Raw genomic sequence first — 26,075 nt, 5'->3', positions numbered from 1 at the left:
TCAAGGCAGTAGTTGTCTTTAGGTCAGTATTGTGCGGGTTAAGCGGCGATCGCCATGGCCGCTCCGTTTGTCTGTCGCAACCCGCAGTAAGATCCCGACAGCCAAGGAGTTTTGTATTTGTTGGCTCTGGCTAAGGCGTTGTGGAATATAAGGCTAAAACCGCCTAGATAGAAGCCTTCAAAAGTATTGGCACGTTCTTTGAACATGAGCCTTAGTCTTTCTTTTTTAGAGCCCAAAAAATGTACTCGTCTTCGAGAATTCCAGTTTCTATTAATGTGTCTTCAATCTGGATTAAGTTCTTGAGCCAGGTATCGGCAAAGGGATCTTCATTGGCGCGCTTAAAGTCAAAATGCCCCGTCATGTAGGACAACAATACGCCTCCAAAGCCTTTTTGCTCTAGGACTTCAAAGGACTCAGTAAACAGTTGCTTGAGCTTGAAGCCACAGATAGCTTCAGACGGATCTATCTGCTCAATAGATTCTGCTGTGGGGGCAACATAGTGAACTCGCAGGTTGTCTTGGGGAGAAGCCGGATACATGCCAAATTCGTCACGGGGAAAAGGCCGCAAAGATTTTGGGATTGTAGCTAGAGCAGCGTTGATCCATTTCACTTGATGTTCAGGGAGTTGAAAGCGAAAAGCACCATGAAACTCCACTCCCAACATCAATCCTCCAGGCAGTAACTTATTTTGGAGATGCTGTAAGCATTCCTCAATTTTGACAATATGATGCAAAACGCCTTCAAAAATAATGAAGTCGAACATGCCTGGAAGGTCAGCGAGATCTCCGTTTAGATCAGCGACTACATAGGTGATATTTTCATAGCCTAATTCCTTCGACTTTTCAGCAGCTCTGGCTAAGGCTTTATCAGCAATGTCAGAAGCGACAATTTCACCGATAAAACCATGCTGACATAACTCTCGCTCGACATGGCCTTCATTGGCTCCCAAGATGAGACAGCGATACTCTGTCCGGTCTTTGTCGGCAGAAATTTGCCCGATCGCGCCCCCTAAATACTTCTGCACAGCATAGGTTAACCAGTGGGTATTTTCGTCACCAGAAACCTTACGCTGAATATGCTTGACGCAGGTATTGCACCCCAACCACATACCGTCATAACTGACGGGCTCATTCGCATTCCAGGGATTATTCGTGGCGGCAGCAAGCGGCGTTGCGACAGAAGCTGGAACCGATGTTTTTATACGTCTAGCGACTTTAGAAAAAAAAGATTTAACCATATGTCAGGAGGTTAGGTCGTTAAAACTATATCACTCACTTTAAGGTGTCTACTGCACCAAAAGTCGGTAGCAGCAGGCTGGATGGGTCTGAGCCTATGGTGCCGGAGTGCGGCGCAAGTTTTCATGACAAGGTTTTTGGCGTAGCAAAGATGACCTAAGACCCTTGAGACTGGGCTGAAACGCCTCTTTCATCGTCGTGTTTCTAGGTGTTCCAGGTGGCAAACCTAGGCTAGAGAACTTTTTAGGCACCCTCTAAGCTGGCCTGATAAGCTCGCCAGCCGCCAAATTGGGTGATTTCTGGCTTGCCTGCCACGGTGAGCGGTTCGCCAATTACGCCCAGGACGGTTTCCCCCGTCGCGAGTTTGACTTTGCCGATCGCTAACCCAGGGGGTTCTTGGCCCAGCACAATGCCGAGACCGGCTAGGGGCACCTGCCACACTTCCACCGCGATCGCGGCTCCCCCTGCCGCGACGCGCATCATGGCCGGATATTGGTCATCAATGGTCCACAGTCGATACGCCGGTTCGGTCTGGGTCTCGCCATCAAAGGTGGCTCCCACATTCAAGAGATTCGGGTTGAGCGCGAGGCCACGCATCAACGTACCATTCACCGCAAGTTTCAGGGTTTCCGTCATGGGTTAAGGGGAGACATCGAGTAATGGCAGGCGAGGCCCGCTGAGCAGAGTTGCTGATGGGTCGGCTCGCGCCCAGTGGCAACGACTGGGTAATTGGCGGCGATCGCCATCAATCACGATCCGCTCGGTAATTCTAAACATTATTCTCAGCCCTGGCTCAGATAGTCGGCGAACAATCTAAATAGGCTTACAACTAGAGACAGCACAAGCGAGGCACAGCAAATGGCGGTTGAGTATGATCTGGTGATTATCGGGGGCGGTTCCGCTGGGTTAGTCGCGGCCAGTGCTGGGGCGCAGCTAAATGCCAAAGTGGCGCTAGTGGAAAAAGAGCCCCGCTTGGGCGGCGATTGCCTGCATTATGGCTGCGTGCCCAGTAAGTCGCTGATTCATGCTGCCCGCGTCGCCCACGAGGTTCGCCATGCCGCCACCTATGGCATTGATGCCTCGATTCACGACATCCATATCCGCGAAGCGCTGGGGCATGTGCATCGCGTGATCGACACGATTCAAGTCCATGACTCCACCGAACGCTTTGAGGCGTTGGGGGTGGAGGTGATCTATGGCGAAGGACAGTTTAGCGATCGCCAAACCTTTGAGGTGAATGGTCGCCAGCTCAAAGCGCGGACGTATTTGATTGCCACCGGCGGGCGTCCGGGGCTGCCCCCCATCACCGGCCTCAAAGAGGCCGGATATTTAACCAACGTCAATGTCTTTAGCATTGAGCAGCGACCGTCGGCGTTAGCCGTGATTGGTGCTGGCCCCATCGGGTGTGAACTCGGCCAAGCCTTTGCGCGATTGGGCAGTCAAGTCACGATGATTGCCAGCCGCGACCACATTTTGCCAAAAGAGGAGCCGGAAGCGGCGCGGGTGGTGCAAGCCCAGATGGAATCGGAGGGCATTCAAGTGTTGACCGAGACTCGGGCTAAAGAGGTCTTGGTGGAAAATGGGCAGAAGGTGATCGTGACGGATCGGGGCGATCGCATCACTGTTGACGAAATTTTGGTGGCAGCCGGTCGCGTGCCCAACGTCGAATCGCTGAATCTGACCGCCGCCGGGGTGGAGGTCGGCAAATCAGGCGTTTTAGTCAACGCCAAGCTCCAGACCAGTAACCCCAAGATTTACGCCGCCGGGGATGTCATCGGCGGTTACCAGTTCACCCATGTGGCGGGCTATGAAGGCGCGGTAGCGATGCAGAATGCGTTGGTCTTGCCCACCAAAAAGGCAAACTATCGGGTGATTCCCTGGGCCACGTTTACGCAACCGGAACTGGCGCGGGTCGGCTTCACCGAAGAGCAAGCCCGCAAACGCTACGGCGACGATTTGATGGTGTTGCGCCATGACTTTGACCACGTCGATCGCGCCCTGGCCGAAGGGGCGGGCATCGGGTTTGCCAAATTTATCACCCGCAAAAATGGCGAGATTTTAGGAGCACATATAGTGGGGCCAGCTGCCGGGGAACTGATTCACGAAGTGGTGCTGGCGATGAGCTACAAACTCAAAGTGGGGGCGCTGAAATCCATCATTCACGTGTACCCTACCCTGGCGGAAATCAACAGCAAAACGGCGCTGCAACTGACGAAGCAGAGCTATGCCGAGAACACCCGTTTGCAGAATCTCCTGCGGCGCTTCTTTGACTTCCGGCGATCGCTGGGTCGCTAACCGCCACTGCTGGGCTAAAGTGCCATCAGTTGCCCCACCGCGATGATGCCGTGCTGGAGCGATCATCTCGATGACTGAGCTGTCGTCGTCACGCGGGTGAAGGCTCCAGCCGCAATTGCGAAGCAGGTCTGTCAGGAGGGTTGAAGCGTGTTCACAGGGGTTCATCGATTCTGTGACTTTTGCTCCAACGGCTCAACCGTTAAGGATATTTGTATATGGCGCGTCAGAGTCAGGGATTTCAAGCATCGGGTCGGGTCTATCTCATCATTGCCATCTTGATTTTTGGTGCCGCTAACGCGGTGACGCGACAACTCACAGATCTAGGTGCGGCACATTTTGTCGATGGTCATAATCCCGTCTCTGCTTGCAATGTCTTGTTTGTGGGGAATGTGTGTGCGTTAGGTTTGCTGATGGTGCTCTATCATCGGCAGTTACGGCCTGGGCTGCTGCGGCAGATTTCGGGGCGTCAGTGGGCCATTCTCACTCTGATTGCGGTTGTGGGCGGTGCTTTGGTGCCCATGCTGATTTTTACGGCGCTCGCTATCACAGCCGTGAATAACGTGGTGCTGCTCAGTCAGCTCAGTGCGCCACTGGCACTGGCTCTGTCGGTCATCTTTCTTGGCGCACAGGTCAATGTCGCTGTGACGCTGGGGGCAATTGTGGCGTTTGTCGGGGTGGCATTGACGGTGTTGCTGCCGACCGTGAATCCGGGTGTCGTGGAGACGACCATCGGACTCACCATTGGTCGGGGAGACCTCTTGGTGCTGGTGGCGGCTGGATTGCAGGCGATCGCCAATCTGATTAGCAAAATTAGTCTCCAGACTGTGCCGCTGGGCTTTTTTAACGTCTACCGGACGATGGTCGGCACTGTGTTCTTTTTCACCGCGACCATCCTCCTGTTCGAGCCGAGCCACTTTATGGATGTGACTTCCCCCTTTTTGTGGCGTTGGATGCTGCTGTACAGTGCCGTCATTGTTGTGGGTGGTCAACTGGCTTGGTTTGCGGGCCTGAAAAGCAGTACGGCTAGCGAAATCTCCCTCGCGACGGCGTTTACTCCCATTGCTGGCGTTTTGGCGGCTTATCTAATTTTGGGTGAAGTCCCAACCGTGGCCCAGTACGTTGGGGGAGCCGTCATTTTGGTTGGAATTATGCTGAACCAAGTCGGCGTGCAGCAATTGAATCGGGCTGTGCTGTCACCGCCGCCCTCACCTCCTGCTCCAGTCGCGGTCAGCGAGCAAGTGATTTATAAAGGTGTGTAGCCCCGATCGCACCGCCTCCAGGGTGAAGGCCCAATCTATCGACTAGAGGGGCGTCGACTCGCGAAGAGGCCCCGGCGAGCGGGCGAAACATGCCACAATCGACCAGGGTTAGCCAAAGGACATTAACTGTGAAATTTGCTTTCATCATCGATCCGATCCATCGCCTTGATCCGGGGCATGACACCAGCGTGGCCCTGATGGAAGCCGCGCAAGCCTGCGGCCATGAGGTGTGGATCACCCAGGCCGAATGGCTCGGGGTCGAGATGGGGCGGGCGATGGCGCGAATGCAGCCGGTGACGCTGACGCCAGTAACCCTGGGCGATAACCGCTGGCTGGCGGAAAGAGACTGGTACAGCCTGGGCGAGATGGTTTACCAACCGCTAGAAACCATGGATCTGGTGATGATGCGGACGGATCCGCCCGTGACGATTCCTTACCTCTACACCACCTATGTGCTGGACTATGTGGACCCGACCAAAACGCTGGTGATGAACTCACCCCAGGGTCTCCGAGCCGCGAACGAAAAGATGTATGCGCTGCAGTTCACGCGGGCGATTCCCGAAACGATTGTGAGTCGCGATAAGGCGGTGATTGCCAAAACGGTGAAACGCTGGGGGCGGGCGGTACTGAAGCCGTTGGGGGGCAAGGCGGGGGAGGGCATTTTGTTTTTAGAGCAGGGCGATCGCAACTTCAACTCGATGATCGAAATTAGCACCCAGCAGGGGCGTGAGCCGGTCATGATTCAGACTTACCTGCCTGCCGCCAAAGACGGCGATAAGCGGATCATTTTGCTGGATGGCGACCCCATTGGGGCGGTCAATCGCATTCCCACGGGCAACGAGTTTCGCGGCAATATGGCTGTTGGGGGGCGGGTGGCCCAGGTGGAAATTACCGATCGCGATCGCGAAATCTGTGACCAATTGGCCCCCACCCTGCGCCGCGATGGCCTGATGTTTGTGGGCATCGATATTATTGGTGGCTATTTGACCGAGGTGAACGTGACCAGCCCCACCGGTATTCGCGAAATCGATCGCCTTGACAACCTGAATCTGGGCAAGCAGGTGGTGGAGTGGATTGAACAGAAGCGGACGGCATGATCGGTAGAGTTCACAGTGCCACCGGTGGGGCTTTGACTGATACCTCATGTGGATCAACTCACCCCGACGCAAATGCTAGACTACAGCCCTGATAGCTGTTTTCTGAGTTCGTTCATGGCCGATTTGACTCAACTGCTGGCAACCGAATTAGACCTCGCCGTTCGCCAGATTGACGCCGCCCTCGCCCTCTTAAATGAGGGAGCGACAGTCCCCTTTATTGCCCGGTACCGGAAGGAGCGCACCGGGGGCATGGATGAGGTGCAGTTGCGATCGCTGCAAGAGCGCTACGCCTACTTGACGGAACTCGCCGACCGCCAGCAAACCATTCTCAAATCCATCTCGGAACAGGGCAAGCTGACGAAGGAACTAGAGGCGAAAATTCGCGCCTGCACCCAAAAGACCGAACTCGAAGATTTGTATCTGCCCTACAAGCCGAAGCGCCGCACCCGCGCCACCATCGCCAAAGAAAAGGGCCTAGAGCCCTTAGCTGACCAGATCGCCGAACACAACCAGCCCCAAGCCCCAGCGCTGAATTTGACCCGGGTGGCGGGCGAGTTTGTGAATTCGGAATTGGGGGTGGAGACGGTCGAAGATGTCTTGAAAGGGGCGGCAGATATCTTGGCTGAGGCCGTGGCGGAGCGGGCCGACTTGCGGGCCTGGGTGCGGGAATATTTGCTGAAATCAGGGATCTTTCAATCCCGCATTGCGGACAAAATTCCGGTGGGCAGCACCAAATTTGAGCTGTATCGCCAGTACGACAACCCCGTCAGCAAAATCGCTCCCCACAATCTGCTGGCGCTGTTGCGGGGTCAGCGGGAAGAGGTGCTCAGCCTGGAGCTGGCCTTTGACACTGACACGGTGCTGCACTATCTGGAATCGGCGGTGATTCGCACTCGCCAGCCGGAACTGCGCCAGTTTTATCGGGAGCTGATTCAAGAGGCGTTTGCCCGGTTAATGAAAACCTCGCTGGTCAACACCGTGATTGCGGAGAAAAAAGCCTGGGCCGATGAGGAATCGATTCAAACCTTTGAGGCGAACCTGCGGGATCTGCTGCTGGCTCCCCCGGCGGGCATGAAGCCGACGATCGCGATCGATCCCGGTTTTCGTACCGGCTGCAAAGTGGCGGTGATTGATCAGACCGGCCAGTTCCTCCATTACGAAGCGATCTTTCCCCATCAGGCCCAGGCTCAGCGGGAAAAAGCCGCTGCCAGCCTAGCGGGGCTGATTCAAACATACGAGGTGGCACTGATTGCGATCGGCAATGGCACGGCGGGGCGCGAGACGGAAGCCTTTGTGAACGAAGTGCTGCAAACCCTGCCCCAAAAGCCAACGAAAGTCATGGTGAATGAAGCCGGAGCGTCGGTGTACTCCGCCAGTGAGGTGGCGATCGCCGAATTTCCCCAGCTGGATGTGACGGTGCGCGGGGCCATCAGCATCGGTCGCCGCCTGCAAGACCCCCTGGCGGAACTGGTGAAAATTGATCCGAAATCCATCGGCGTCGGGCAATATCAGCACGATGTCGATCAAAAGCGGCTGAGACAAAAACTGGCGGACACGGTGGAAAGCTGCGTGAACTACGTCGGCGTCGATCTCAACACGGCTTCGACCGAGCTGCTGATCTATGTGTCAGGCATCAGCGCGGCGGTGGCGAACAATATTGTGCAGTATCGCAACGAAAATGGCGTGTTTCGCGATCGCAAAGCCCTGAAAAAAGTCCCCAAGCTTGGCCCCAAAGCCTTTGAGCAGGCGGCGGGATTTTTGCGCATTCGCGGCGGCGATAATCCCCTCGACAACACCGCCGTCCACCCCGAGCGCTACGGCATCGTCGCGCAAATCCTCAAAGACTTGCAGGTCAATCCCAAGCAACTAGGAACGACCCAAGAACTGCCAGGGTTGCCTCTCCAGCAGGTGAACCTGCAACGCTACATTACGGACGAAGTGGGCGAGCCGACCCTGCGCGACATTCTGGCCGAACTGGAAAAACCGGGTCGCGACCCGCGATCGCAGTTCGTCACCGCCCAGTTTCGCGATGACATTCAGACGATGGCCGATCTGCAACCCGGCATGAGTCTAGAGGGTGTCGTCACCAACGTCGCCAACTTTGGCGCTTTTGTGGATATTGGCGTTCACCAGGACGGGCTTGTCCACATTTCGCAACTGGCCGATCGCTTCGTCAAAGATCCGAAGGACATCGTCAAAGTTGGGCAGGTGGTCACCGTGCGGGTGATGGACGTGGACGCCAAGCTGAAGCGCATTAGCCTGTCGATGAAATCGCCCGATCGCGACGGGGAGAGTCAATCTCGCCCGTCGCCAAAGTCTGGCACCGCCAAACCCCAAGGCAAACCAGGGCGATCGGGCCAGGGCGCACCCAAAGCGGCCCCCACGAACGCGACCGCGACCGCAGCCCCCACCCTAAAAGACTTGAAAGCCAAATTCAACAAACGTTAAATCGAGCCATCGCCTCGCCTGGCGGGCTTGCCCAGTGCTCTTGGTAAACCGTCGCTTGGCCCATGACAGTTTAAGGTAATGGGGGAATAAGCCAAGGCTAGGGGGTGAAAAGGAATGCTATCAACATTGCCAAAGTGGGCGATCGCGGGTCTCGCGTTTCCCCTGATTGTCTTGAATGGCTGGCTATTGTATCGCCTGGGGGCACTGCTACAGCCGATTCCTAGCATCATTGCGACGGCCAGTTTGCTCGCCTTTTTGCTGGATTATCCCATCGCGCTGCTACAAGGCCGAAGTGTGTCGCGGGGGGTGGCGACGGCAATGGTCTTGCTGAGTGCTCTAACCGCCGCGATCGTGCTGGTGATCTTTTTGGGGCCGCTAGTGTGGAAGCAGCTCAACGACTTTGCCGACAGCCTGCCCCGACTCGTTGAACTGGGCAAAAACCAGTTGCTGCTGCTCAACGAGCAACCATTTATGCAGAACTTGCCCCTCGATTTTGAGGAAATCACGATTCAGGCGGCCAATCGCCTCTCGTCGGCATTGCAATCGGCCACCAGTCAGGTCATCGGCGTTACCCTGAGCACCATCAACAGCACCCTGAATCTGTTGATCACCCTCGTCCTCAGCCTATTGCTGGTGCTAAACGGCGAGCGACTGTGGAATGGCCTGCTCAGTTGGCTACCCAAAAATCTGCAACAAGAAACTCGCGACTCGCTGCAACCCAGCTTTCAGGGCTACTTTTCTGGTCAGGCCACGCTGGCCCTGATTCTCGCGACCGCCGAAGCGATCGCCTTCATCGTGTTAGACGTGCCCTATGGCCTCCTGTTTGGCATTGTGATTGGCTTCACTAGCCTCATTCCCTTTGGCGGCACCGTCGCCGTTTTGGGCATTAGCGTGCTGCTCAGCTTTCAGTCCATTACCCTCGGACTTAAAGTGCTGATCGTCGCTGCTATTTTGGGCCAGATTAACGACAATGTGATTGCTCCTAAGCTGATTGGTGGGGTGACGGGCCTCAATCCAGCGGTGGTGATCGTAGTGCTTCTAGTCGGCGCGAAGTTTGCTGGCTTTTTAGGATTGCTGCTGGCAGTACCCACTGCCAGTTTCATCAAAAAAGTGGCCGACGCCCTGCGATCGCCCGCGATCACGTCTGACGCCGCATCATCCCTAGTCGGCCAAAGCCTGTAACGAGTACTGGCTCGCTGGACCCCCTAAGGGATCTGCAACTAAAAAAAGTACCCGTTCAATCCGGTTTCGACTTCGCTCAACCGATCAGTATCGAGAGTTGAGCAGAGTCGAAACTCAGTTCATGGGGATCTTTTTTGCGCGCAAGTCCCCAAACTCACGATGTCTGTCATTTCTAATTGCCATGTCGAAAAAATACGTTATCAATGCCATCATCTACATCCTGGCGACCTTAGGAGCCAACTACACCGCCGCCTGGTTCATCCCGTTTCCCATCTTCGGCCAAGTGGCGGTGGGTACGTTTATCTTTGGCATCACCTTTACCCAACGCGACAAGCTGCACGGGGCAGGACGCCGCTGGGTTTACGGCACGATCGCGATCGCGGCCCTCGCCAATGTGCTCATGAGTGCAGTGCTCGCAGTGCCCCTGCGCATCATTGCCGCCAGCTTTCTCGCGATCGTCCTGGCCGAAACCGCCGACACTGAGATTTATCAAAAGCTTTTGCGCTATCCCTGGCTGGTGCGGGTAGCGGGCAGCAATGCCGTGTCGATCCCCCTCGATACGCTGCTGTTTACGCTAGTGGCTTTTGCGGGGGTGCTCTCGACCACCGAGATCGTGTCGCTGCTGTTTGGCGAAACGGTGACCAAGTACGCGATCGGCATTTTGGTCGCCCTTTGGCGCGAAGGCAAATTCATTTGGCAAGAGAGCTGAGGGGAAGCGAGAAATTAGCATCTCGGTTGAGGGCTGTGGTTGGGTAGCTGGGTGGCTGGGTGGTTAGGGGGGCGGCTGACTCAGATATGAACCGCTGGGTTTCGATGAGGATGAAGGTGTCTTAAGATTTGTTTTAGAAAGTAAATCTGAGCAAACTTCTCCCTGTTGAACGGGCTGCATATTAACCCATGTCTAATTCCTACTCCCTGATGATCCACGGTGGATCCGGTTGTCTCGAAGATTTGAAGTACGAAGCTGGTGAAGCAGAATTTAAGCACAGCATTCACGCCATTTTAGAAAAAGGTCGCCAACGGTTGGCGCGGGGCGATCGCGCCCTCGACGTGGTGGAATACTGCGTCACCCGGCTCGAAAATGACCCGCTTTACAACGCGGGGCGTGGTTCCGTCCTAAATGCCAGAGGCCAAGTCGAAATGGATGCCGCCCTGATGAACGGGGCCGATTTGCGGGCGGGTTCCGTGGCCTGCGTGAGTGAAATCAAAAATCCCATTGCCCTCGCCCGCCACGTCCTCAACCACGGCAAGCATGTTCTCCTCATGGGCGATGGCGCGATGGAGTTCGCGAATCTCTGCGGGCTAGAGCGCTGCCACGAAGATTATTTCATTACCCCAGCCCGCATTGAGCAGCTGAAAGAAGCCAAAGCCGCGGGACGCATCACCCTTGATCACGAGCGGGTCAGCATGGCCGAAAAGCTGGGCACCGTCGGTGCGGTGGCCCGTGATGTCTACGGCGATCTCGCCGCCGCGACTTCCACTGGCGGCCTGGTCAACAACCACTGGGGGCGCGTGGGCGATACCCCCATCATTGGTGCGGGCGTCTTTGCCGATAACGAATCTTGTGCCGTGTCGGCCACGGGCTATGGCGAAGAATTTTTGCGGACGGTGCTGGGCAAGACCATCGCCATGTTTATGCAGTGGCGCGGTCTGGATGTCGCGGCGGCTGCCGAAGCGGGGATCGAGTATTTGGTCAACCGCGTGCAGGGCGAAGGCGGCGTCATTGTGGTGGATGCTGATGGCCGTTGTGCCTCTGCCCAATCAACCACTGGGCTAATTTGCGGCTGGATTGAGCACGGCGGCGAAGCCCACTGCACCTTGGGTTAGGCTGGCGCGATCGCCCAGGCCGTTAGAAACCGGCGATCAAATCCCATCCCCAATCCTGACAGCAAACGCTTCAGGATTGGGGATGGCCCACCCGCGACGACTAGGGACACTCTTTTTGAGCCGTTTCCTGACTCAATCGTTCGATGTCCTGAGAGCTGACACAGACGGTGGAGCGATCGCACAAACCACGTCAAAGTTGACCTAACCGACCAACCTGCCAGAAGGAGTAGTTGCACCCCACCCCACGCAGTTGCTCCCCTGCCCTCGACCTCACCAGACTTGTCAAGCCTGAACCAGCCACGGCAGCTCGGCCATTAATATCCACTCTTCAAGGCCCGCTCGACTTCTCGCTTCTCTTGCTTGCGCTTCAGAGCATCACGTTTGTCGTGCAGCTTCTTACCCTTGGCTAAGGCCAGGGTCACCTTAATCCAGCCCCGGACCACATAAATTTTGAGTGGCACCAGAGTCAGCCCTTTTTGCTCGACCTTGCCAATCAGTTTGCGGATTTCGCCTTTGTGCAATAGCAGCTTGCGGGGGCGAAGGGGCTCGTGATTGTACTGCTGAATGGTCGTGCTGTGGGGCGAAACATGCACATTATGCAGCCAGATTTCGCTGTCTTTGAGCTGGGCGAAGCCATCTCTTAAGTTGGCCTTGCCCGCTCGCACTGACTTGACCTCGGTGCCCCTCAGCTCAATGCCCGCTTCCCAGACCTCCAAAATTTCATATTGATGACGGGCCTGGCGATTATCACTCAGGATCTTGTAACCGTTATCCGAATCCGCCATAACTCTCTTCTACTCCACCACAATGCACCATTCGTGCAATTCGTATTCCACACATTCGTTTTGAATCAGCGGGTCGGCTTGAACGATCGCCGCCGCTTCCGCCATCGATGCCGCCTGAAACAGCAACATACCGCCCCCCCGCTCAGCCCAATACCCGCTACGGGCTTGGTGTCCCTGGGCAATCAAGTTTTTCACATAATCCACGTGAGCCGGCACATGCTGATCAAAGACCGCTTTATGGATGATTCCTCGTTCAATCTTGACAAACCAGGGCATGGAAAGATCCGTAAATCCAACGTTAGCGAAATTGACTAACCTGTTAACAGGTCGGGTTGCCTAACCCGATCTAGTCGCCCCCACTGGGGGATTGCTTGTGTTATTAGCATACTGATTCAATTCGCCTTGCCCGCTAGATCGTAACGGAAAGCCACACCCCCAGTCGCGATCGCGACCTACTGCGACCTCCACCTCGCCCCATGACAGCGCCCGCCACCCCACCTAACAACTCGTCTCAGTCGCGCTACTTTTTAGCGCTGATTCCCCCACCAGACATTCAAGCCGAAGCGACCGCGCTCAAGCATTACTTTCGGGAAAAGTTTCGCAGCCAAGCGGCGCTCAAATCGCCGCCGCACATTACCTTACAAGCGCCGTTTACCTGGCCGGATCAGGAACGCGATCGCCTATTCAACACCCTGGCTACCTTTCGCCCGTCGGCATCCTCCATTCCAGTCCATCTGTCAGGCTTTGGAGCCTTTCCGCCGCGCGTGATTTTTCTAGCGGTGCAGCCCGCCTCCGCCCTTATGCAATTGCAGGCCGAACTCAGTCAATATTTGGCAAAAACCCTCGGCATTGTGGATCCTAAAGCGCGCGATCGCCCCTTTCGACCGCACTTAACCGTCGCCTTTCGAGATCTGAAACCCGTCGCCTTTCGCCGGGCCTGGCCGGAATTCGAGCGGCAATCTGCGGAATATCGATTTACCGCCACAGCGATCGTCCTTTTGCGCCACACTGGGCAGGTATGGGAGCCCCTGCGAGACCTAAAATATTCATGAATCTTTACAACGCGATCTCGCTTCAGCTCGCACCGAACCACGAAGCACTTTCTCCTGTAAACCTCTCCTAGAGTAAGGATTTTGGCAATAAAGACGCGACCTTAGACGCTGCAAGTGTGGAAACCTAACCTCACAATTTCGTAATGGATCGTTGATATTGCAAGAAACAGTAGCTTATAATACAGAAGTGAAGGATAAATCGTTCATCCTCTTGTTTTCATTCAGGAAATGAGGACGGAAGTAGGGGGCACCGGGCTCCGAAGGAACGCGCCAACAATACATTCCGGCTCATCATGGAACTGTATGGAGGCGACTCATGAAACTTACTTATCGCGGCATTCAATATGACTACAATCCGCCTGCTGTGGCGATGAACGACACGGCTGAGGTCGGTAAATACCGGGGCGTTGATATCCGCTTTCGCTCTGTGGAAAAGAATCCAGTGCAACAGCCCACCCTCGATCTAGTTTATCGGGGCGTGGCTTATCGCACAGGTGAAACAGCGGTTGAAACGGCTCCTGTAGCGGCTCCTGTGGCGACCGTTGCCGATGCCCCTGCGGCATTAGTCGACCTCGAACTCAAGGCCCGCACCTTGTTGATGGGGCATAACCGCAATGTGAAGCGCCGTCAACAAGCGATGATGACCCGTCTCGCTGCGGATGTGGGGCTCGAAGCGGATGTTACCCAGTATTGGAATCGTATCCAAGGCAAAGTGCATCCCAGCTTTCGGGCGACCTACGATCGCAGCGGTGCGGCGACAAGCTAATCGATCAGCGTCAGGTCGGTCATTGGACTGGCCACTGAGTTGAGTCAAAAGGGGGCTGACGCTCCCTTTTTTTATGTTAATCAGGCTGCATTTGCCATGCTCGCAAGGCTGACTCCGTGCGCCCTATCCCTTGACCTTGCGCAAGACAAAAAGGCTGCCCTGATTACCGCGGCCAATGCGGAGGTCGTCGTCAAGATAGGTGACCTCTAGCCAGCCCGATTGGCGATCGCTGTTGATCCGAAAGTCAATGCCTTGCCACAGGGGAAACTTGTCTTGCGCCTGCAATTTGCGAATGAACTGCAGCGGATTCTCATAGCCGAGTAACGACTGCAAACCAAAGACGCCCCGCTCAAACGCCACGTTGACTCGCTTTTGCGACACCGCTTCAAAGGTTGCCCCGACTGAGACCAAACCGCTCAGTTGAGGTAGCCCCACCACCTCGGCAATGTTGTAAATGCGGGCCTCATCTAAATAGACACATTGGTAAATTTGCCCCAATTTATAGAGCGGGAAGCGGTCAATTCCCAATAGCTCATCGCTGGTCGTGTAGAGCAATCGCCAAATGCCGTTGAGTTGGGCGGTGGCGGCCAGGGGCGATGGTTGCGGGTTGCGTCCTTCTAGGGTCGCCGCCAGACTTTGGATAGCCTGCTGATCGGTGGGCGAGGCCAACAGTCCCCGGTTGGTGGAAGCGATCGCTTCCAGAAGTTCAGTTTTGCCAAGCATATGCGAATAGTGTGAGGATTTGTTGCAGCGGCGATCGCCATCGCGAAAGCGTGTAAGGTTACGTGAGATTTAATTGACAATCACTCATTCGTCAGTTATCACTCCGATGTTAGACTCATAGCTGGGCTAAATAGCCCCACGATGGCAGCGCTACTTGCAGGATATCAGTCGCCTAATCACGTTGATTGCTATTCCCCTGGTTGCCAGAGTGACCCTTCAACCAAAACTTTGTTTTTTGGAACTCAATTTCCCATGACATACAACCCTTCTCTACGCATCATTCCCCGTGACCAAACTGCCGACGTTTTACCGACGCAAAAAGAGCCGTCAATTTTGACCTGGCTGGAAGGGACTGGCCGTCTCAAGCCCCGCGAAGAAGTCGCTGTCGTTGAGGCCGAAAAAGAGGAAGAAGAAAGCGAAGAGATTGATGATCTCATGGGCGATTCCGACAAGGGGCTCGATGATGATGATGATATGGCCCTCGGTGACGACGATTAAGTATCCCTGTCTACTTGAACTAAAGGGGACTAGCCATTAAAGTACTTCCAACTTGCAAGCGCTAAAAGCACCGCACATTGAGTGCATCTGGTATTTGCCAATAATCTCTTGGGGGAAGTACAAGATGTTGAAAATTTCAAAGGTTGCTGATGTGCTTGGTGACTTGCAGGAGATGGAATCAGCAGGCGGAGATGGACTTCCCGACATCGCCTAATGTGGCGTCGGGGTAACCCCAAGATTGTGTGGTGAGTAAAAACTACAGAGCATGGGTAGTCGCTCGCTCTGTGGGCGTGGTGTAGAGGCAGTGAGGAGCAGGATTCGTTGTGGATGCAAAGTTTTTGACCAACAAGCCGTTGGGGACATCGGTCCTTTCCGGGAGGGGATTGTTGGTTTTAGTGACATTAGGGGTGCTGCTGATCGGCTTGTTTTTAGATGATGGAGCCGGTCGGTTAGGCCAAGTCACGTCGCTCACGCTGCCACTCGTCATTGCTTGGGGCGCTACCGCGATCGCGGGCTTGGGGACGCTGCCTATCCTGCGAGCTTGGAAGACCGGGCAATTTATCCGCGAAGAAGGGCCGCAAGCCCATTTCAAGAAGGCGGGTACACCCACCATGGGCGGCATTTTCCTGGTGCCGGTTGGAGTCCTGGTCGCCATGCTTTTGACTGGCTTTTCTCCCACTGCGCTGGCGGTCGGGGCGCTGACTTTGGCCTACGGCTTTGTAGGCTGGTTGGATGATTGGCAAGTGCTGCGCCGTAAGTCTAACAAGGGGATTTCGCCGCGCCTGAAGCTAGCGCTGCTTATTGGCTTCGCCACAGTTTTTTGTCTATGGGCGATGGTGACTCAGCCCGGTGAACTCACGCGAATTGCGCTGCCGTTAGGACTCACCTTGCCTTTGGGCTTCTTGTTTTGGCCGCTGGCGGGTTTTGTGCTGGTGGCGGAGAGTAATGCCACGAACTTGACCGATGGTTTGGATGGTCTGCTGGGTGGTACAGCGGCGATCGCTCTGCTCGGCTTAGGGGCGCTAGTCGCACCGACCCATCCCGACCTGATGGTCTTTTGTGGCGCGATGAGCGGGGCTTGCCTCGGCTTTCTCGTTCACAACCACAACCCAGCCAAGGTGTTCATGGGCGACACCGGCTCATTGGCCATCGGCGGTGCGTTGGCCGCAGTGGGCATTTTGAGTGGCAATCTATTTGGCTTATTGTTGGTGACCCTGCTCTTCTTTGCCGAAACCCTGTCGGTCATTATTCAGGTCAGCTATTACAAAGCGACTAAAGGCCCCGATGGCAAAGGTAAGCGCTTTTTCCGGATGGCGCCTTTGCATCATCACTTTGAACTGTCGGGATGGTCAGAGTTGCAGGTAGTTGGCGTCTTTTACGCGGTGACTGCTGGGTTGGTGGCGATCGCCCTCTTCACCGCATAAATCATCCGAGTACCATGGCATACTGCGAAGAGAGCAAGGAGATTCATCCTCCCTGCTCTTTTTGATTGCTGAATTCATGCACTGATTGCTAAACCCTGATGCCTGAAAGCTTGCTGTCGCTAAACCAGTTTCGTGTCTCTTATCCCGGACAGTTGGCTTGGGCAGTGGATGACGTGTCCCTGAGCTTGGCACCGGGCGATATTTTGGGACTGGTGGGGGAGTCGGGCTGTGGCAAAAGTACGCTGGGACGAGCGGCCCTGCGACTTTTGCCTAAAGGGACTCGCATTGCCGGCGATGCCACGTTTGAGGGCCGTTCCATTCCCGCGATGTCGGCTCAAGAACTGCGACATTTTCGCGGCGAGGCAGTGTCTCTGGTGTTTCAGGATCCGATGACGCGCCTAGATCCGTTAATGACCATTGGCGACCACTGTTTGGAGACGCTGCTGGCCCACGAACCCCAACTCTCCAAGCAGGAAGCCAAAGCGCGATCGCTGGCGGCCCTGGAGTCCGTCCACATCCCGGCTGACCGCTGGAGCCAGTATCCCCATGAATTTAGCGGCGGCATGCGGCAGCGGGTGGCGATCGCCCTCGCGTTAGTGTTGAATCCCAAGCTGATCGTGGCCGATGAACCCACCACCAGTTTGGACGTAACTGTTTCGGCGCAAATCTTGGATGAACTCACGCGCCTGTGCCGCGATCGCCACATGGGGCTGATTTTGATTTCCCATGATTTGGCCTTGGTCGCGGAATATTGCGATCGGGTCGCCGTCATGTACGAAGGCCAACTCGTGGAACTAGGCCCCTCGCAGCAGGTGATGCAGCAACCCCAGCACGATTACACCAAGTCGCTCTTAAAGTCGGCTTTAGATTTGCAGCAGGCGGTGATTCGCGACGAAATCGCCCAGACTGAAGCGCCCCTGCTAGAGGTGCAAGATTTGCAGAAGCACTATACGCTAGCGGCTAATCCGATTGCCCGGCTCTTGGGAGGGCAAGAAAATCAGGCCATTAAAGCCGTGGATGGCGTATCTTTTGACCTGTACCATGGCGAGGTGTTTGGCTTGGTGGGCGAGTCGGGCTGCGGCAAAAGTACGCTATCGCGCACGATTTTGCAGATTGTGCCCTCGACGGCTGGGCAAGTACGATTTGCCGGACGAGACATCACTCAACTGTCGCGATCGCAGCTGCAAAAGCAGCGCCGCGAAATGCAAATGATCTTCCAAGATCCCCATGCCTGCCTAAACCCCATGATGACCCTGGGCCAAGGCATCGGCGATCCGCTACGGATTCATCAATTAGGCACCGCCGCCGAAATTGACCAGCAAGTCCGCGCCATGATGGAACGCGTGGGCCTGACCCCAGTGGACGACTACATCGATCGCTATCCGGGCGACCTCTCCGGGGGGCAGCAGCAGCGCGTAGCGATCGCCCGCGCCTTGATTACCCGTCCCAAACTGGTGGTGTGTGACGAACCCGTCAGCATGCTAGATGCCAGTATTCAAGCCCAGGTGCTTTCCTTGATGCTGGAACTCAAGGAAGAATTTGATCTGACTTACCTATTTATTACCCACGACCTTTGGGTGGCGCGGTATTTGTGCGATCGCATTGCCGTGATGCAGGCCGGTAAGATTGTGGAAATGGGTTCTACCGAGCGCATCTTCAACCAGCCTCAGCACCCTTATACCCAGGAGCTGCTAGGAGCAGCGCCCTTCCTCGTCACCCAATCGGCCTGACAAGGCTGTGTAGGGTGCCACCAATGTAGAATCAGGCGCGGCTTAATCGACACAGCCGTTAATTTCACTGGCCCGAGAATTCAAGTAGTCTGCGCGTGACATGTCGATCTGAGCTTGCAGATCGACCGTTTCTAAATCTGCCGCTGAGCTGCTACGGGGGCCGATCTCAGCATCTGTGACTGCTGCCGTTTCTGTCGCCGCACTGCTAGCGTCGGGCTCGCTGGTGATGGCGCTTTCCTCAACGAGGACCTCATCCTCTTCCACATCCGTTTCCAGAAAGTCGAGACCGTTGTTGAGATCAAGCTCTAGCTTGAAATTGGAGTTGGCATTGGCCGGGCTAGAGTTGACGAAGAAAGCGTCCTCGTTAGCCGGACTGCGGTTGAGGATCGCGTTACTGCTGCGAAGACATTGAGCTTGGGCGACTTCTGCTGACCCCGCGATCGCTCCGACGACCATCAATGCGGAAAAGAAACCGATCCGAGTCATCATCATTCACCTCCTACTAAAGACTGTTCATGATCTGTAGTTGCGATGCGATGCTGGCGCAATGCGATCGCCGCCTCGAGACATTGCCGATAGTTATACGTAACTTAGCTGTCCCCTGATGCTTTCATTGTGACGCCAAATACTGGTCAGAGCATCGATTACGACATTTAGTATCATTGATGCTTAGCAATGACACTAAATGGTATTGCCAAATATTAAACACCTGACCACTTAGTCAAGCCCCTCCTGGTTGAGCCGCATCAGCGGCATTGACCCAGGCGATCGCATCAGCCTGTTCTGCCAGGCTAAAGTGCTTGACTGCGATACTGGGGAACAGCTGGTCGCTCACTACAGCGACCTTGTCCATCCATTGATGCTCCGATACCACGGCTTTTTTAGCGAAGCGTCGAAACTTCGATAAGCCGAACTTTAAATCTTCTACCAGGGCATCGAGAGTAATACCGCCCAAGTGAGCGACTTCGACGTAGATACCCACTCGATCAAACTGCTCAAACTTATCCGCAAACGCCGCTTCAATCGCTTGAATATCAGCTTTTTGAATGTTGCTGTCAATCTTGACTCCGACGACGCGATCGCTGGGCATTTCCAGTAGCTCAATCATGTCTAGCCTCCTGGCTATCGATGTCACACCTCTGTTCTAGCGAACGGGTGCTCCAAGTTCCCAGGGGGGATTGGCGTACTGTGGCGGCGAGCGATCGCTCGGTCCGCTCAAGGACAGGTGGAAACGGGATTGCTGCACTGTTCGCCCACAGCCAGCCAGCCGGTCGCGTCTGGCGCTTGTACCTGTAGCCAATTGCCGGAGCAGCCCAGTAGCGTTACTTCAGAATATTTGGGGATGGCGGCCACGACTGCCGCGCTACCATCCGGCGCAGCATACAGGGTTGTCGGTGCTTCGGGGTCATTGATGTTCAAGCTGGTCGTGCTCACGCCTAATAAGGGCGCATACACCCAACCGGGCTGTTGCAAGGCTTGCTGCTCTACGCCCCAAGCTTCATTGATCAAAAACCATTCCCCCGTGGCCCCCACAATCGAGACTTCCACGGGCTCCGCTGTGGATAGGGTATCCTGAGCCGCGAAATCACTACCGGGGCCGCTGCGGACATTCAACCCCGCTGGGTCGGTATCCACAATGAAGGCACTAGCAGAGCATGATTGGGTGGGCGTAGTAGCCCCTGGGGCAGCGTCGTTACTCTCAGGCTCGGTCTCGGTGGTCGGGGGGGCTTCTGGGGCGGCATCGGTCGTCTCTTCTGTCGTAGGGGCGGTGGCATCGGTCGAGGTCGTGGCCTCGGGGTCGGGTGATGCCTGACACGCGACGGTTAGCAGCAGACAACTAGCCGCGATCGCGCTACCGCTCCGTCCCATTTTCCAGCACATCTTAACCATGCTCTTGGTTCCTCCCAGGGCAACGGTTCCTTAGTGAAGCAGACTTTGGTGTCCAGGTGGCGCAAAGATGACACTTTCTTAAGGCTGATGGGCGCCAGCCCCAATTGCCCAATCTGGGGACTCGATTGACGCAAAACAGTGCTGTAAAGTGTTGGTATGTACGAAGAAGACGAACTCAAAATCATTGATCCAGACGCTGAGTTTGACGATCCGCTTGATCAGATTGCGCCAGCCGGGGAAGCCAGTGAAGAGCCTCAGGTCGACCCTGAGGAAATGTTGCAGTTGCTGAATTCGCCTCAAGCGCAGCAGCGCATGTTAGCAGCGCGAGCGTTTTGTGAGTTAGAAGAACCTCGCGCCGTGCCGCGCTTAATTGAACTGCTGCAAGATAGCTGTCCACTGGTGCGGGTGAGTGCCGCCTATGCCTTGGGGCGTAATGCCGATGAAACCGCGATCGCGCCCCTCATCGCCCAGCTTTACGACTGGAATGGGTACGTCCGTAAGGGGGTTGTGTGGGCGCTAGGCAACAGCCACACCGCTGAAGCGTTGCAGCCCCTAATTGAAGCGTTGAAAAATGACATTCCAGCCGTGCGGCTCTGGGCCGCGAGTGCCCTGGCGCAAATGATCAACGTCAATTATGAAACGGTAGTGACCGCGTTGCCGCCGATTATTGAAGTGATGCGCCGCGACCCCATCGCCGCCGTGCGTAGCAACTGCGCTTGGGCGATCGGGCAACTTTGTCGCGAACTCCCTTCTAACGTGGTGTATGCCACCGCGATCGACGCGCTGATTGAGACTTTTGCTGAAGAAGACGATCTGGGCGTTCGCGAAGATGCCCGCACCGCCATCTTGAATGTGGGTGATCCGCGCGGCCTCCAAATCATTGAGGAACTGGAACAGGACGGCTGGTTCTGAGTGCCGGTGTGCGAGCAATTGCCTGGCTCAGCAAGGTTACCCAAGTTCCGAGAGACTCTAGGGTCAATGACCCAGCCCGAACGCCTCAGCGCCCTCATCCTGAGCTGGTCGAAGCAGAAATTGCAGCTAATTTTCACAGCATCGAGGATTGAAGTAGGATGGGATTGGTTTCTCGCCGCTACCCTAAGAGGGGCCGTACATGTCTAGGGCGGACTTGACGGCGGGCTGCTATGGGGTATGGCGCAACCCCCCTTCAGGCCGGATTTTCAGAAAGTTGGTGGCCTCGTGATCTGAGGTCATAGCCAATCCTGACAGCATTCCACCCCTGAGACCACAGCAGAGGCGATCGCCATCAATTCCCCGATCTGTTGTTATTACGCTATGTCCCCTGGGCAATATAACCGTAAATTCCCGTAAGGATGCATCTTGAAGTCACGTTATTCGCAGTTGCCTGGGGTTGTCTTAGTCGTCAGCACCGCCATCGTGAAGTTTTCTTGCCAAAATGTATACAGGTAGACAGACCTTCAAGTGCTCTCGGCAGATTTACATAGAAAACATCAAATTTTGACAGGAACTTTACCGCAACTTTAGAGAGGGCACGGTGTTCATCGCGGTTTTCTGAGCGGTGTCCCCTAGAATAGTGTGGAACTTTAAGCCACGCAGTTTGAATTTCTGGCTTATCGGCTCCCTGAAATCGCCACTAGAGTTTTGCAAGGTTACGTGTGACTTTCATTTGCTCATAGCCCCAGTTTCTCCGAGCTTGTTACCATGCCCCAGACTTATCGAGACGATGTGGCTAACCCTCCTGTGAAGCAGCACTCTGATACAGACATCGTTTTGGAAAAAATTAACAGCGGCAAACTTTGGGTCGTGAATAGTCGGCGACGCAACGGTATTGTTGTTTATAAAAAATTTCACGCTGAGTTCGCTGGGCCAGGCGCTGCGGTTGGCGGGGCTTTGGACGACAACTGTCAGGGGGTTGCTCCCCTCGGTAAGTTGTCTCTGGTCGAACCGAAGTCTTACGAAGAGCAGCAAAAAGCCATTCGCATTCGTCTGCAGTGGGTGCGGCTAACCCAAAACTTTACGGATAAGCCCATTCCGGTGGAACGGGCCCAGATGATTCTGGAGCAGTTTAAGACCTATTTCGATCAGTCCATCGTTGATAGCGTCCCGGACGAGGCGTTTTCGATGTTGGTGGGGGTGTTTCCTCGCACCGTACGGCAAGCCCGCCGCCGATGAGGGGAATCAGGGCTTTAGGACTTGACGCACATGCGCTAAAGTCCGGTCGTTTTCGGTTGGGGTGCCAATGGTGATGCGTAAGCCGCCGCCCGTTTGCCGGATTTGTGTCCCCTGTTCATACAGTTGGTGAAATACACTGTCTAAGCTTTGCACCCTTGGGCGACTGTAGAGAAAGTTGGCGGCACTGGGCCAGGTCTGCAAGTTTGGCAGGGCTTGAAAGGCTTGGCATAAGCGATCGCGCTCTGTTTGCACTTCTTTTATGGCTGCGAGAAGGTCAGGGGCATGGCGTAGCGCGATCAAGGCCGCTGCTTGGGAAAAGCTGGGCAGATTGTAGGGCAGACGCACTTTTTCGAGAATGGCGATGATTTCGGAGGACGCGATCGCATACCCGACCCGATGCGCGGCTAACCGAAACGCTTTGGAAAACGTCCTTGTGACGAGCCAGTTGGGGCGCGTCAGAGCCTCGGCCACCGTGCTGACTTGGCTAAATTCAAAATAGGCTTCATCAACCACGACGAGAATATCAGTGGGCAAATTGCGGAGCCAGTCTAATTCAGCGCGGGTCAAGCTATTGCCCGTGGGCGAGTTGGGAGACACCATAAAGACCATCCGCACCGGGGTCGCCGCGTTCGCGATCGCTGTCTCAGCCGCTGCCACATCCACCTCAAACGTTGCCGCATCGCGCCGAACCGACACGACATCCACCCCTAAGGTTTGGGCCAGCACCTTGTACATCGAAAAGGTCGGCTCGGCCACCAAAATCGACCCCGATCGCCCCACACAAGTAGCGATCAACAACGAGCGGATCAACTCATCCGACCCGTTGCCCACGGTGACTTGGTTCGCAGTGACTCGTAGGTTGGTGGCAGCGATGGCCTGACTCGCGTATTCAGCGATCGCGGCCCGCAGTTCCTCATGCCCGCCGTCCGGATACCGATTGGCCCGAATGGCCTGTTGATATTCCCCAGCCAGCTTTGCTTTGAGGGGCGCAGGTAAATCATACGAAGACTCATTGGTGTCGAGATGATCGACCCGGGCGGGTTGGGTTTGGGCGTCAGTAATGGCGTGGGCACTGTAAGCGGCAAACGCTTGCAAATCAGGACGAATAAAGGCGGACATAAAACAACGGTGACGGACAGCAGAGTTTTATTATCGCGCACCCCTTACTCAAACTGGCGGCTGGGGCCGGGCGCGATCGCTCAGGAAGAGGATGACGACAGTGTTCGCCCCCAGCGAAGAGTGCCCCCCGAGCAGGGCGGTAAAACGCTGATCACTTGGGCCTTTGGGGGTTGCACCGTAGAGCGACATCAGTGGAGACATTGAAATCAAATGCTATGCTAGATAGACTTTACTGAAACTACCTAGTGACGCAGTAAAGCGATCGCTGATACGCCAACCGCCGCATCAGTAGACTCATCTAATTCCAGCAGGGGGACAACGCCCGACCGGACAGAACACACAGTCAAGTTGACCGCGACTGGCTGGCATTGATGAACGTGGATTGTGCTTGTGAGACTTCAATCAATTGGCTCTGAATTGCCCATCGGACTGCAACCTGAGTTGTCATTCGTGACCGCTTCGATCAGGTATTGTTCCGCCAATGGCTGCCCCTAGCCGGTTTCTCGCCCAGGCGGCACCTCCCCTATGGACAACTCATTTGCCATTACGATTCAAATTGTCCTCACTGTGTTGGCCGGTATTAGCGCGCAGGTAATCGGCGAGTATCTCAAAGTTCCCAGCATTATTTTCTTGCTGCTGTTTGGGATTGGGTTAGGCACCGATGGTGCCGGTTTAATTCACCCATCAGACCTGGGCATCGGTCTCGAAGTCTTAGTTTCCCTCAGTGTTGCCCTCATCCTTTTTGAAGGGGGCCTCAGCTTAGAGCTGAAAGAGCTCGACAAAGTTTCCACGAGTCTCCGCAATCTGGTCACGACAGGAGTGTTTGTGACGCTCTTGGGGGGCGGTATGGCGGCCCATTGGCTGGGGGAATTCCCTTGGTCTTTGGCGTTTCTGTACGCTTCGCTGGTAGTAGTCACTGGCCCCACGGTGATTAACCCGCTGCTGCGCCAAGTCCCGGTCGATCGCAAAGTTGCCACCCTGCTCGAGGGGGAAGGGGTGCTGATTGACCCCGTGGGGGCGATTTTGGCCGTCGTCGTGCTCGACATTATTTTGAACGGGGATGCTGACCCGCTGTTGATCATTACCGGCTTGACTGTCCGCCTCGGGATCGGTGCACTGATCGGTGGCTTAGGGGGCGTGTTACTCGGGGTATTCCTAAAGAACACCCTGTTTTTATCGGAAGAACTGCGCAATCTGTTGGTGTTAGCAAGCCTGTGGGGATTGTACGGCTTAGCGCAGGAAATTCAGGGTGAATCGGGGTTGATGGCAGCTGTCGTAGCGGGCATTGTGCTGCGATCGCTGTCGATTCCCGATGAACGGCTACTGCGGCGATTTAAGGGGCAGCTCACGATTTTGGCAGTGTCGGTGCTCTTTATTTTGCTGGCGGCGGATTTGTCGATCGCCAGTATTTTTGCCCTGGGCCGGGGGGCCGTGTTGACCGTGGCGGTCCTAATGTTTGTTGTGCGGCCCCTCAACATTGCCATTTGTACGGCTCCGAGTGACCTGAATTGGCGACAAAAAGCGTTTTTGGGTTGGGTCGCGCCCCGAGGTATTGTTTCCGCTTCGGTGGCGTCTCTATTTGCCATCTTGTTGACGGAACGGGGCATCAGCGGGGGCGATGCGATCAAAGCTTTAGTGTTCCTCACGATTATTATTACGGTGCTCGCCCAGGGACTCACGGCGGGGCTCTTGGCTAAAGCCCTGGGGTTGACGGGCCATCGTGAGGGGAGCGGTGCCGTTATTGTGGGGTGCAATCCTTTGAGTTTGCTCATTGCCCGATTATTTAAGGACAGCGGCGAAACGGTCACGCTCATTGATACCAATCCTGAGGCCTGTGAACCAGCAGAGCAAGAGAATCTCCCGGTCTTTGTGAATAGTGCGCTGGATACCGAAGTTTTAGAAGAGGCGGGCATCGCGGCAGCGGCGACGTTGCTGACGATCACTAACAATGGCGATGTGAATGTGCTGGTGGCGCAGCAGGCGCAGGAGGAGTTTCAGCTACCGCGCATCGTGGCGGTAATGCCCAAGGAAGATCTGGAGAAAGAGCGGGCGACGACCAGTGCGGCGGGGAAGAAGGGTAAGAATAGCAAGGGGGGTAGTGTCCAAAAAGCGGCGGCAGGAAAGGCCATTGCCCCTAAGACGATTGCCCTCAAACTGTGGAACAGCCATTTGCGTACCGGGGCGGTGCGGCTAGGGGAAACGCAGCTGCGATCGGACGGGGCGTTGATGCAGCGAGCCCATCTGAGGGCCCTCATTCGGAGTGGCGAGTTGATTCCCCTGGTGGTGAAACGGAACAATCGCATGTGGGTGGCCCTGACGGAAGATGATAACTGGAAAGCGGGCGATCGCTTGATTTACCTGCTGCATGATCCGAAGCCCAAACTCTTGCAGCGTCTGTCTGGTGGCAGCCGCCCGAATAAGCTGAATGTCGAAACTCTACCTACAGTGGAAGATGTGCCCTTGCCGACCAAGGTCAGTGCCGCGCCACCGCCCGATCCGTCGGTGATAGGGACAGAAACCAGCCCTCTAAAGGTGTTTTCAATACCGCTTAATAATTGCTGTCACTCAGCCCGAGAGGAAGACGGAGCTAGTGA

Annotated in this window: 26 protein-coding genes and 1 riboswitch; of the genes, 15 read left to right on the top strand and 11 right to left on the bottom strand. The window is 55.5% G+C overall.

Annotated elements, in window-relative coordinates; genetic code table 11:
* Positions 1–38: 38 nt before the first annotated feature.
* From JUK32_RS11915 to JUK32_RS11900, 4 genes are all read right to left on the bottom strand, one after another.
* Complete coding sequence (locus JUK32_RS11915; RefSeq protein WP_204139079.1) at positions 39–206, bottom strand: hypothetical protein; 168 nt, start codon at positions 204–206, stop codon at positions 39–41.
* A 5-nt stretch (positions 207–211) separates the two neighbouring features.
* Entirely contained in the window at positions 212–1,237 is a 1,026-nt protein-coding gene (locus JUK32_RS11910) for a bifunctional 2-polyprenyl-6-hydroxyphenol methylase/3-demethylubiquinol 3-O-methyltransferase UbiG (RefSeq protein ID WP_204139078.1), read from the bottom strand.
* A gap of 241 nt (positions 1,238–1,478) precedes the next feature.
* A complete protein-coding gene (locus JUK32_RS11905) occupies positions 1,479–1,871 on the bottom strand; it encodes a glutamyl-tRNA amidotransferase (RefSeq protein WP_204139077.1) in 393 nt (130 codons plus the stop codon).
* A gap of 3 nt (positions 1,872–1,874) precedes the next feature.
* Complete coding sequence (locus JUK32_RS11900; RefSeq protein ID WP_204139076.1) at positions 1,875–2,012, bottom strand: hypothetical protein; 138 nt, start codon at positions 2,010–2,012, stop codon at positions 1,875–1,877.
* A gap of 81 nt (positions 2,013–2,093) precedes the next feature.
* Here JUK32_RS11900 and JUK32_RS11895 point away from each other — a divergent pair, with 81 nt between their 5' ends.
* From JUK32_RS11895 to JUK32_RS11865, 7 genes are all read left to right on the top strand, one after another.
* Positions 2,094–3,530, top strand: coding sequence for an NAD(P)/FAD-dependent oxidoreductase (locus tag JUK32_RS11895; RefSeq protein WP_204139075.1), 1,437 nt, complete (start codon positions 2,094–2,096; stop codon positions 3,528–3,530).
* 215 nt (positions 3,531–3,745) lie between these two features.
* Positions 3,746–4,789, top strand: a complete 1,044-nt coding sequence (locus tag JUK32_RS11890; protein WP_204139074.1) for a DMT family transporter — start codon at positions 3,746–3,748, stop codon at positions 4,787–4,789.
* Positions 4,790–4,917: 128 nt separating this feature from the next.
* The gene (gene gshB, locus JUK32_RS11885) at positions 4,918–5,886 is read left to right on the top strand and encodes a glutathione synthase (RefSeq protein ID WP_204139073.1); all 969 of its coding nucleotides are present in this window, start codon (positions 4,918–4,920) and stop codon (positions 5,884–5,886) included.
* A 114-nt stretch (positions 5,887–6,000) separates the two neighbouring features.
* The gene (locus JUK32_RS11880; RefSeq protein ID WP_204139072.1) at positions 6,001–8,334 is read left to right on the top strand and encodes a Tex family protein; all 2,334 of its coding nucleotides are present in this window, start codon (positions 6,001–6,003) and stop codon (positions 8,332–8,334) included.
* Positions 8,335–8,448: 114 nt separating this feature from the next.
* Positions 8,449–9,516, top strand: a complete 1,068-nt coding sequence (locus JUK32_RS11875) for an AI-2E family transporter (protein ID WP_204139071.1) — start codon at positions 8,449–8,451, stop codon at positions 9,514–9,516.
* 181 nt (positions 9,517–9,697) lie between these two features.
* Positions 9,698–10,225, top strand: coding sequence for a VUT family protein (locus tag JUK32_RS11870; protein WP_204139070.1), 528 nt, complete (start codon positions 9,698–9,700; stop codon positions 10,223–10,225).
* A 188-nt stretch (positions 10,226–10,413) separates the two neighbouring features.
* Positions 10,414–11,343 carry an isoaspartyl peptidase/L-asparaginase family protein gene (locus JUK32_RS11865; RefSeq protein ID WP_204139069.1) on the top strand — a complete coding sequence of 310 codons (930 nt, stop codon included), beginning with the start codon at positions 10,414–10,416 and terminating at the stop codon, positions 11,341–11,343.
* 314 nt (positions 11,344–11,657) lie between these two features.
* On the opposite strand, the gene smpB is transcribed toward JUK32_RS11865, so the two are convergent.
* Both smpB and JUK32_RS11855 read right to left on the bottom strand, forming a co-directional pair.
* Positions 11,658–12,128 (bottom strand): SsrA-binding protein SmpB, encoded by a 471-nt coding sequence (gene smpB / locus JUK32_RS11860; protein WP_204139068.1) that lies wholly within the window; start codon positions 12,126–12,128, stop codon positions 11,658–11,660.
* Between the two features lie 9 nt (positions 12,129–12,137).
* Positions 12,138–12,404, bottom strand: coding sequence for a YciI family protein (locus JUK32_RS11855; protein ID WP_204139067.1), 267 nt, complete (start codon positions 12,402–12,404; stop codon positions 12,138–12,140).
* 200 nt (positions 12,405–12,604) lie between these two features.
* On the opposite strand from JUK32_RS11855, the gene JUK32_RS11850 reads away from it, so the two are divergent.
* Both JUK32_RS11850 and JUK32_RS11845 read left to right on the top strand, forming a co-directional pair.
* Positions 12,605–13,180 carry a 2'-5' RNA ligase family protein gene (locus tag JUK32_RS11850; protein ID WP_204139066.1) on the top strand — a complete coding sequence of 192 codons (576 nt, stop codon included), beginning with the start codon at positions 12,605–12,607 and terminating at the stop codon, positions 13,178–13,180.
* A 198-nt stretch (positions 13,181–13,378) separates the two neighbouring features.
* Positions 13,379–13,452: riboswitch (Glutamine riboswitch) on the top strand.
* A gap of 44 nt (positions 13,453–13,496) precedes the next feature.
* Complete coding sequence (locus JUK32_RS11845; RefSeq protein WP_204139065.1) at positions 13,497–13,946, top strand: DUF4278 domain-containing protein; 450 nt, start codon at positions 13,497–13,499, stop codon at positions 13,944–13,946.
* Between the two features lie 123 nt (positions 13,947–14,069).
* Here JUK32_RS11845 and JUK32_RS11840 read toward each other — a convergent pair whose 3' ends face one another.
* The gene (locus JUK32_RS11840; RefSeq protein ID WP_204139064.1) at positions 14,070–14,669 is read right to left on the bottom strand and encodes a PAP/fibrillin family protein; all 600 of its coding nucleotides are present in this window, start codon (positions 14,667–14,669) and stop codon (positions 14,070–14,072) included.
* Between the two features lie 252 nt (positions 14,670–14,921).
* Here JUK32_RS11840 and JUK32_RS11835 point away from each other — a divergent pair, with 252 nt between their 5' ends.
* From JUK32_RS11835 to JUK32_RS11825, 3 genes are all read left to right on the top strand, one after another.
* Positions 14,922–15,167 carry a DUF3134 family protein gene (locus JUK32_RS11835; protein WP_204139063.1) on the top strand — a complete coding sequence of 82 codons (246 nt, stop codon included), beginning with the start codon at positions 14,922–14,924 and terminating at the stop codon, positions 15,165–15,167.
* Between the two features lie 323 nt (positions 15,168–15,490).
* The gene (gene mraY / locus JUK32_RS11830) at positions 15,491–16,591 is read left to right on the top strand and encodes a phospho-N-acetylmuramoyl-pentapeptide-transferase (protein ID WP_204139062.1); all 1,101 of its coding nucleotides are present in this window, start codon (positions 15,491–15,493) and stop codon (positions 16,589–16,591) included.
* A gap of 98 nt (positions 16,592–16,689) precedes the next feature.
* Entirely contained in the window at positions 16,690–18,321 is a 1,632-nt protein-coding gene (locus tag JUK32_RS11825) for an ABC transporter ATP-binding protein (RefSeq protein WP_204139061.1), read from the top strand.
* A 42-nt stretch (positions 18,322–18,363) separates the two neighbouring features.
* Here JUK32_RS11825 and JUK32_RS11820 read toward each other — a convergent pair whose 3' ends face one another.
* The 3 genes from JUK32_RS11820 to JUK32_RS11810 form a co-directional block, all read right to left on the bottom strand.
* Positions 18,364–18,810, bottom strand: a complete 447-nt coding sequence (locus JUK32_RS11820; protein WP_204139060.1) for a hypothetical protein — start codon at positions 18,808–18,810, stop codon at positions 18,364–18,366.
* Between the two features lie 232 nt (positions 18,811–19,042).
* Positions 19,043–19,429 (bottom strand): STAS/SEC14 domain-containing protein, encoded by a 387-nt coding sequence (locus JUK32_RS11815; protein ID WP_204139059.1) that lies wholly within the window; start codon positions 19,427–19,429, stop codon positions 19,043–19,045.
* Positions 19,430–19,536: 107 nt separating this feature from the next.
* A complete protein-coding gene (locus tag JUK32_RS11810; RefSeq protein WP_204139058.1) occupies positions 19,537–20,211 on the bottom strand; it encodes an SH3 domain-containing protein in 675 nt (224 codons plus the stop codon).
* 156 nt (positions 20,212–20,367) lie between these two features.
* On the opposite strand from JUK32_RS11810, the gene JUK32_RS11805 reads away from it, so the two are divergent.
* Entirely contained in the window at positions 20,368–21,123 is a 756-nt protein-coding gene (locus JUK32_RS11805; RefSeq protein ID WP_204139057.1) for a HEAT repeat domain-containing protein, read from the top strand.
* A 768-nt stretch (positions 21,124–21,891) separates the two neighbouring features.
* Positions 21,892–22,362, top strand: coding sequence for a hypothetical protein (locus tag JUK32_RS11800; RefSeq protein WP_204139056.1), 471 nt, complete (start codon positions 21,892–21,894; stop codon positions 22,360–22,362).
* A 6-nt stretch (positions 22,363–22,368) separates the two neighbouring features.
* Here JUK32_RS11800 and JUK32_RS11795 read toward each other — a convergent pair whose 3' ends face one another.
* Positions 22,369–23,481 carry a histidinol-phosphate transaminase gene (locus tag JUK32_RS11795; protein WP_204139055.1) on the bottom strand — a complete coding sequence of 371 codons (1,113 nt, stop codon included), beginning with the start codon at positions 23,479–23,481 and terminating at the stop codon, positions 22,369–22,371.
* 525 nt (positions 23,482–24,006) lie between these two features.
* On the opposite strand from JUK32_RS11795, the gene JUK32_RS11790 reads away from it, so the two are divergent.
* Positions 24,007–26,075, top strand: a 2,069-nt coding sequence (locus JUK32_RS11790; RefSeq protein WP_204139054.1) for a sodium:proton antiporter, incomplete at its 3' end; no start/stop codon positions are given.

The organism is Halomicronema sp. CCY15110, from assembly GCF_016888165.1.
Classification (GTDB): Bacteria; Cyanobacteriota; Cyanobacteriia; order Phormidesmidales; family Phormidesmidaceae; genus Halomicronema.
Note: the sequence above shows the minus strand (reverse complement) of the source record. Positions and strands in the feature narration are given on the sequence as shown.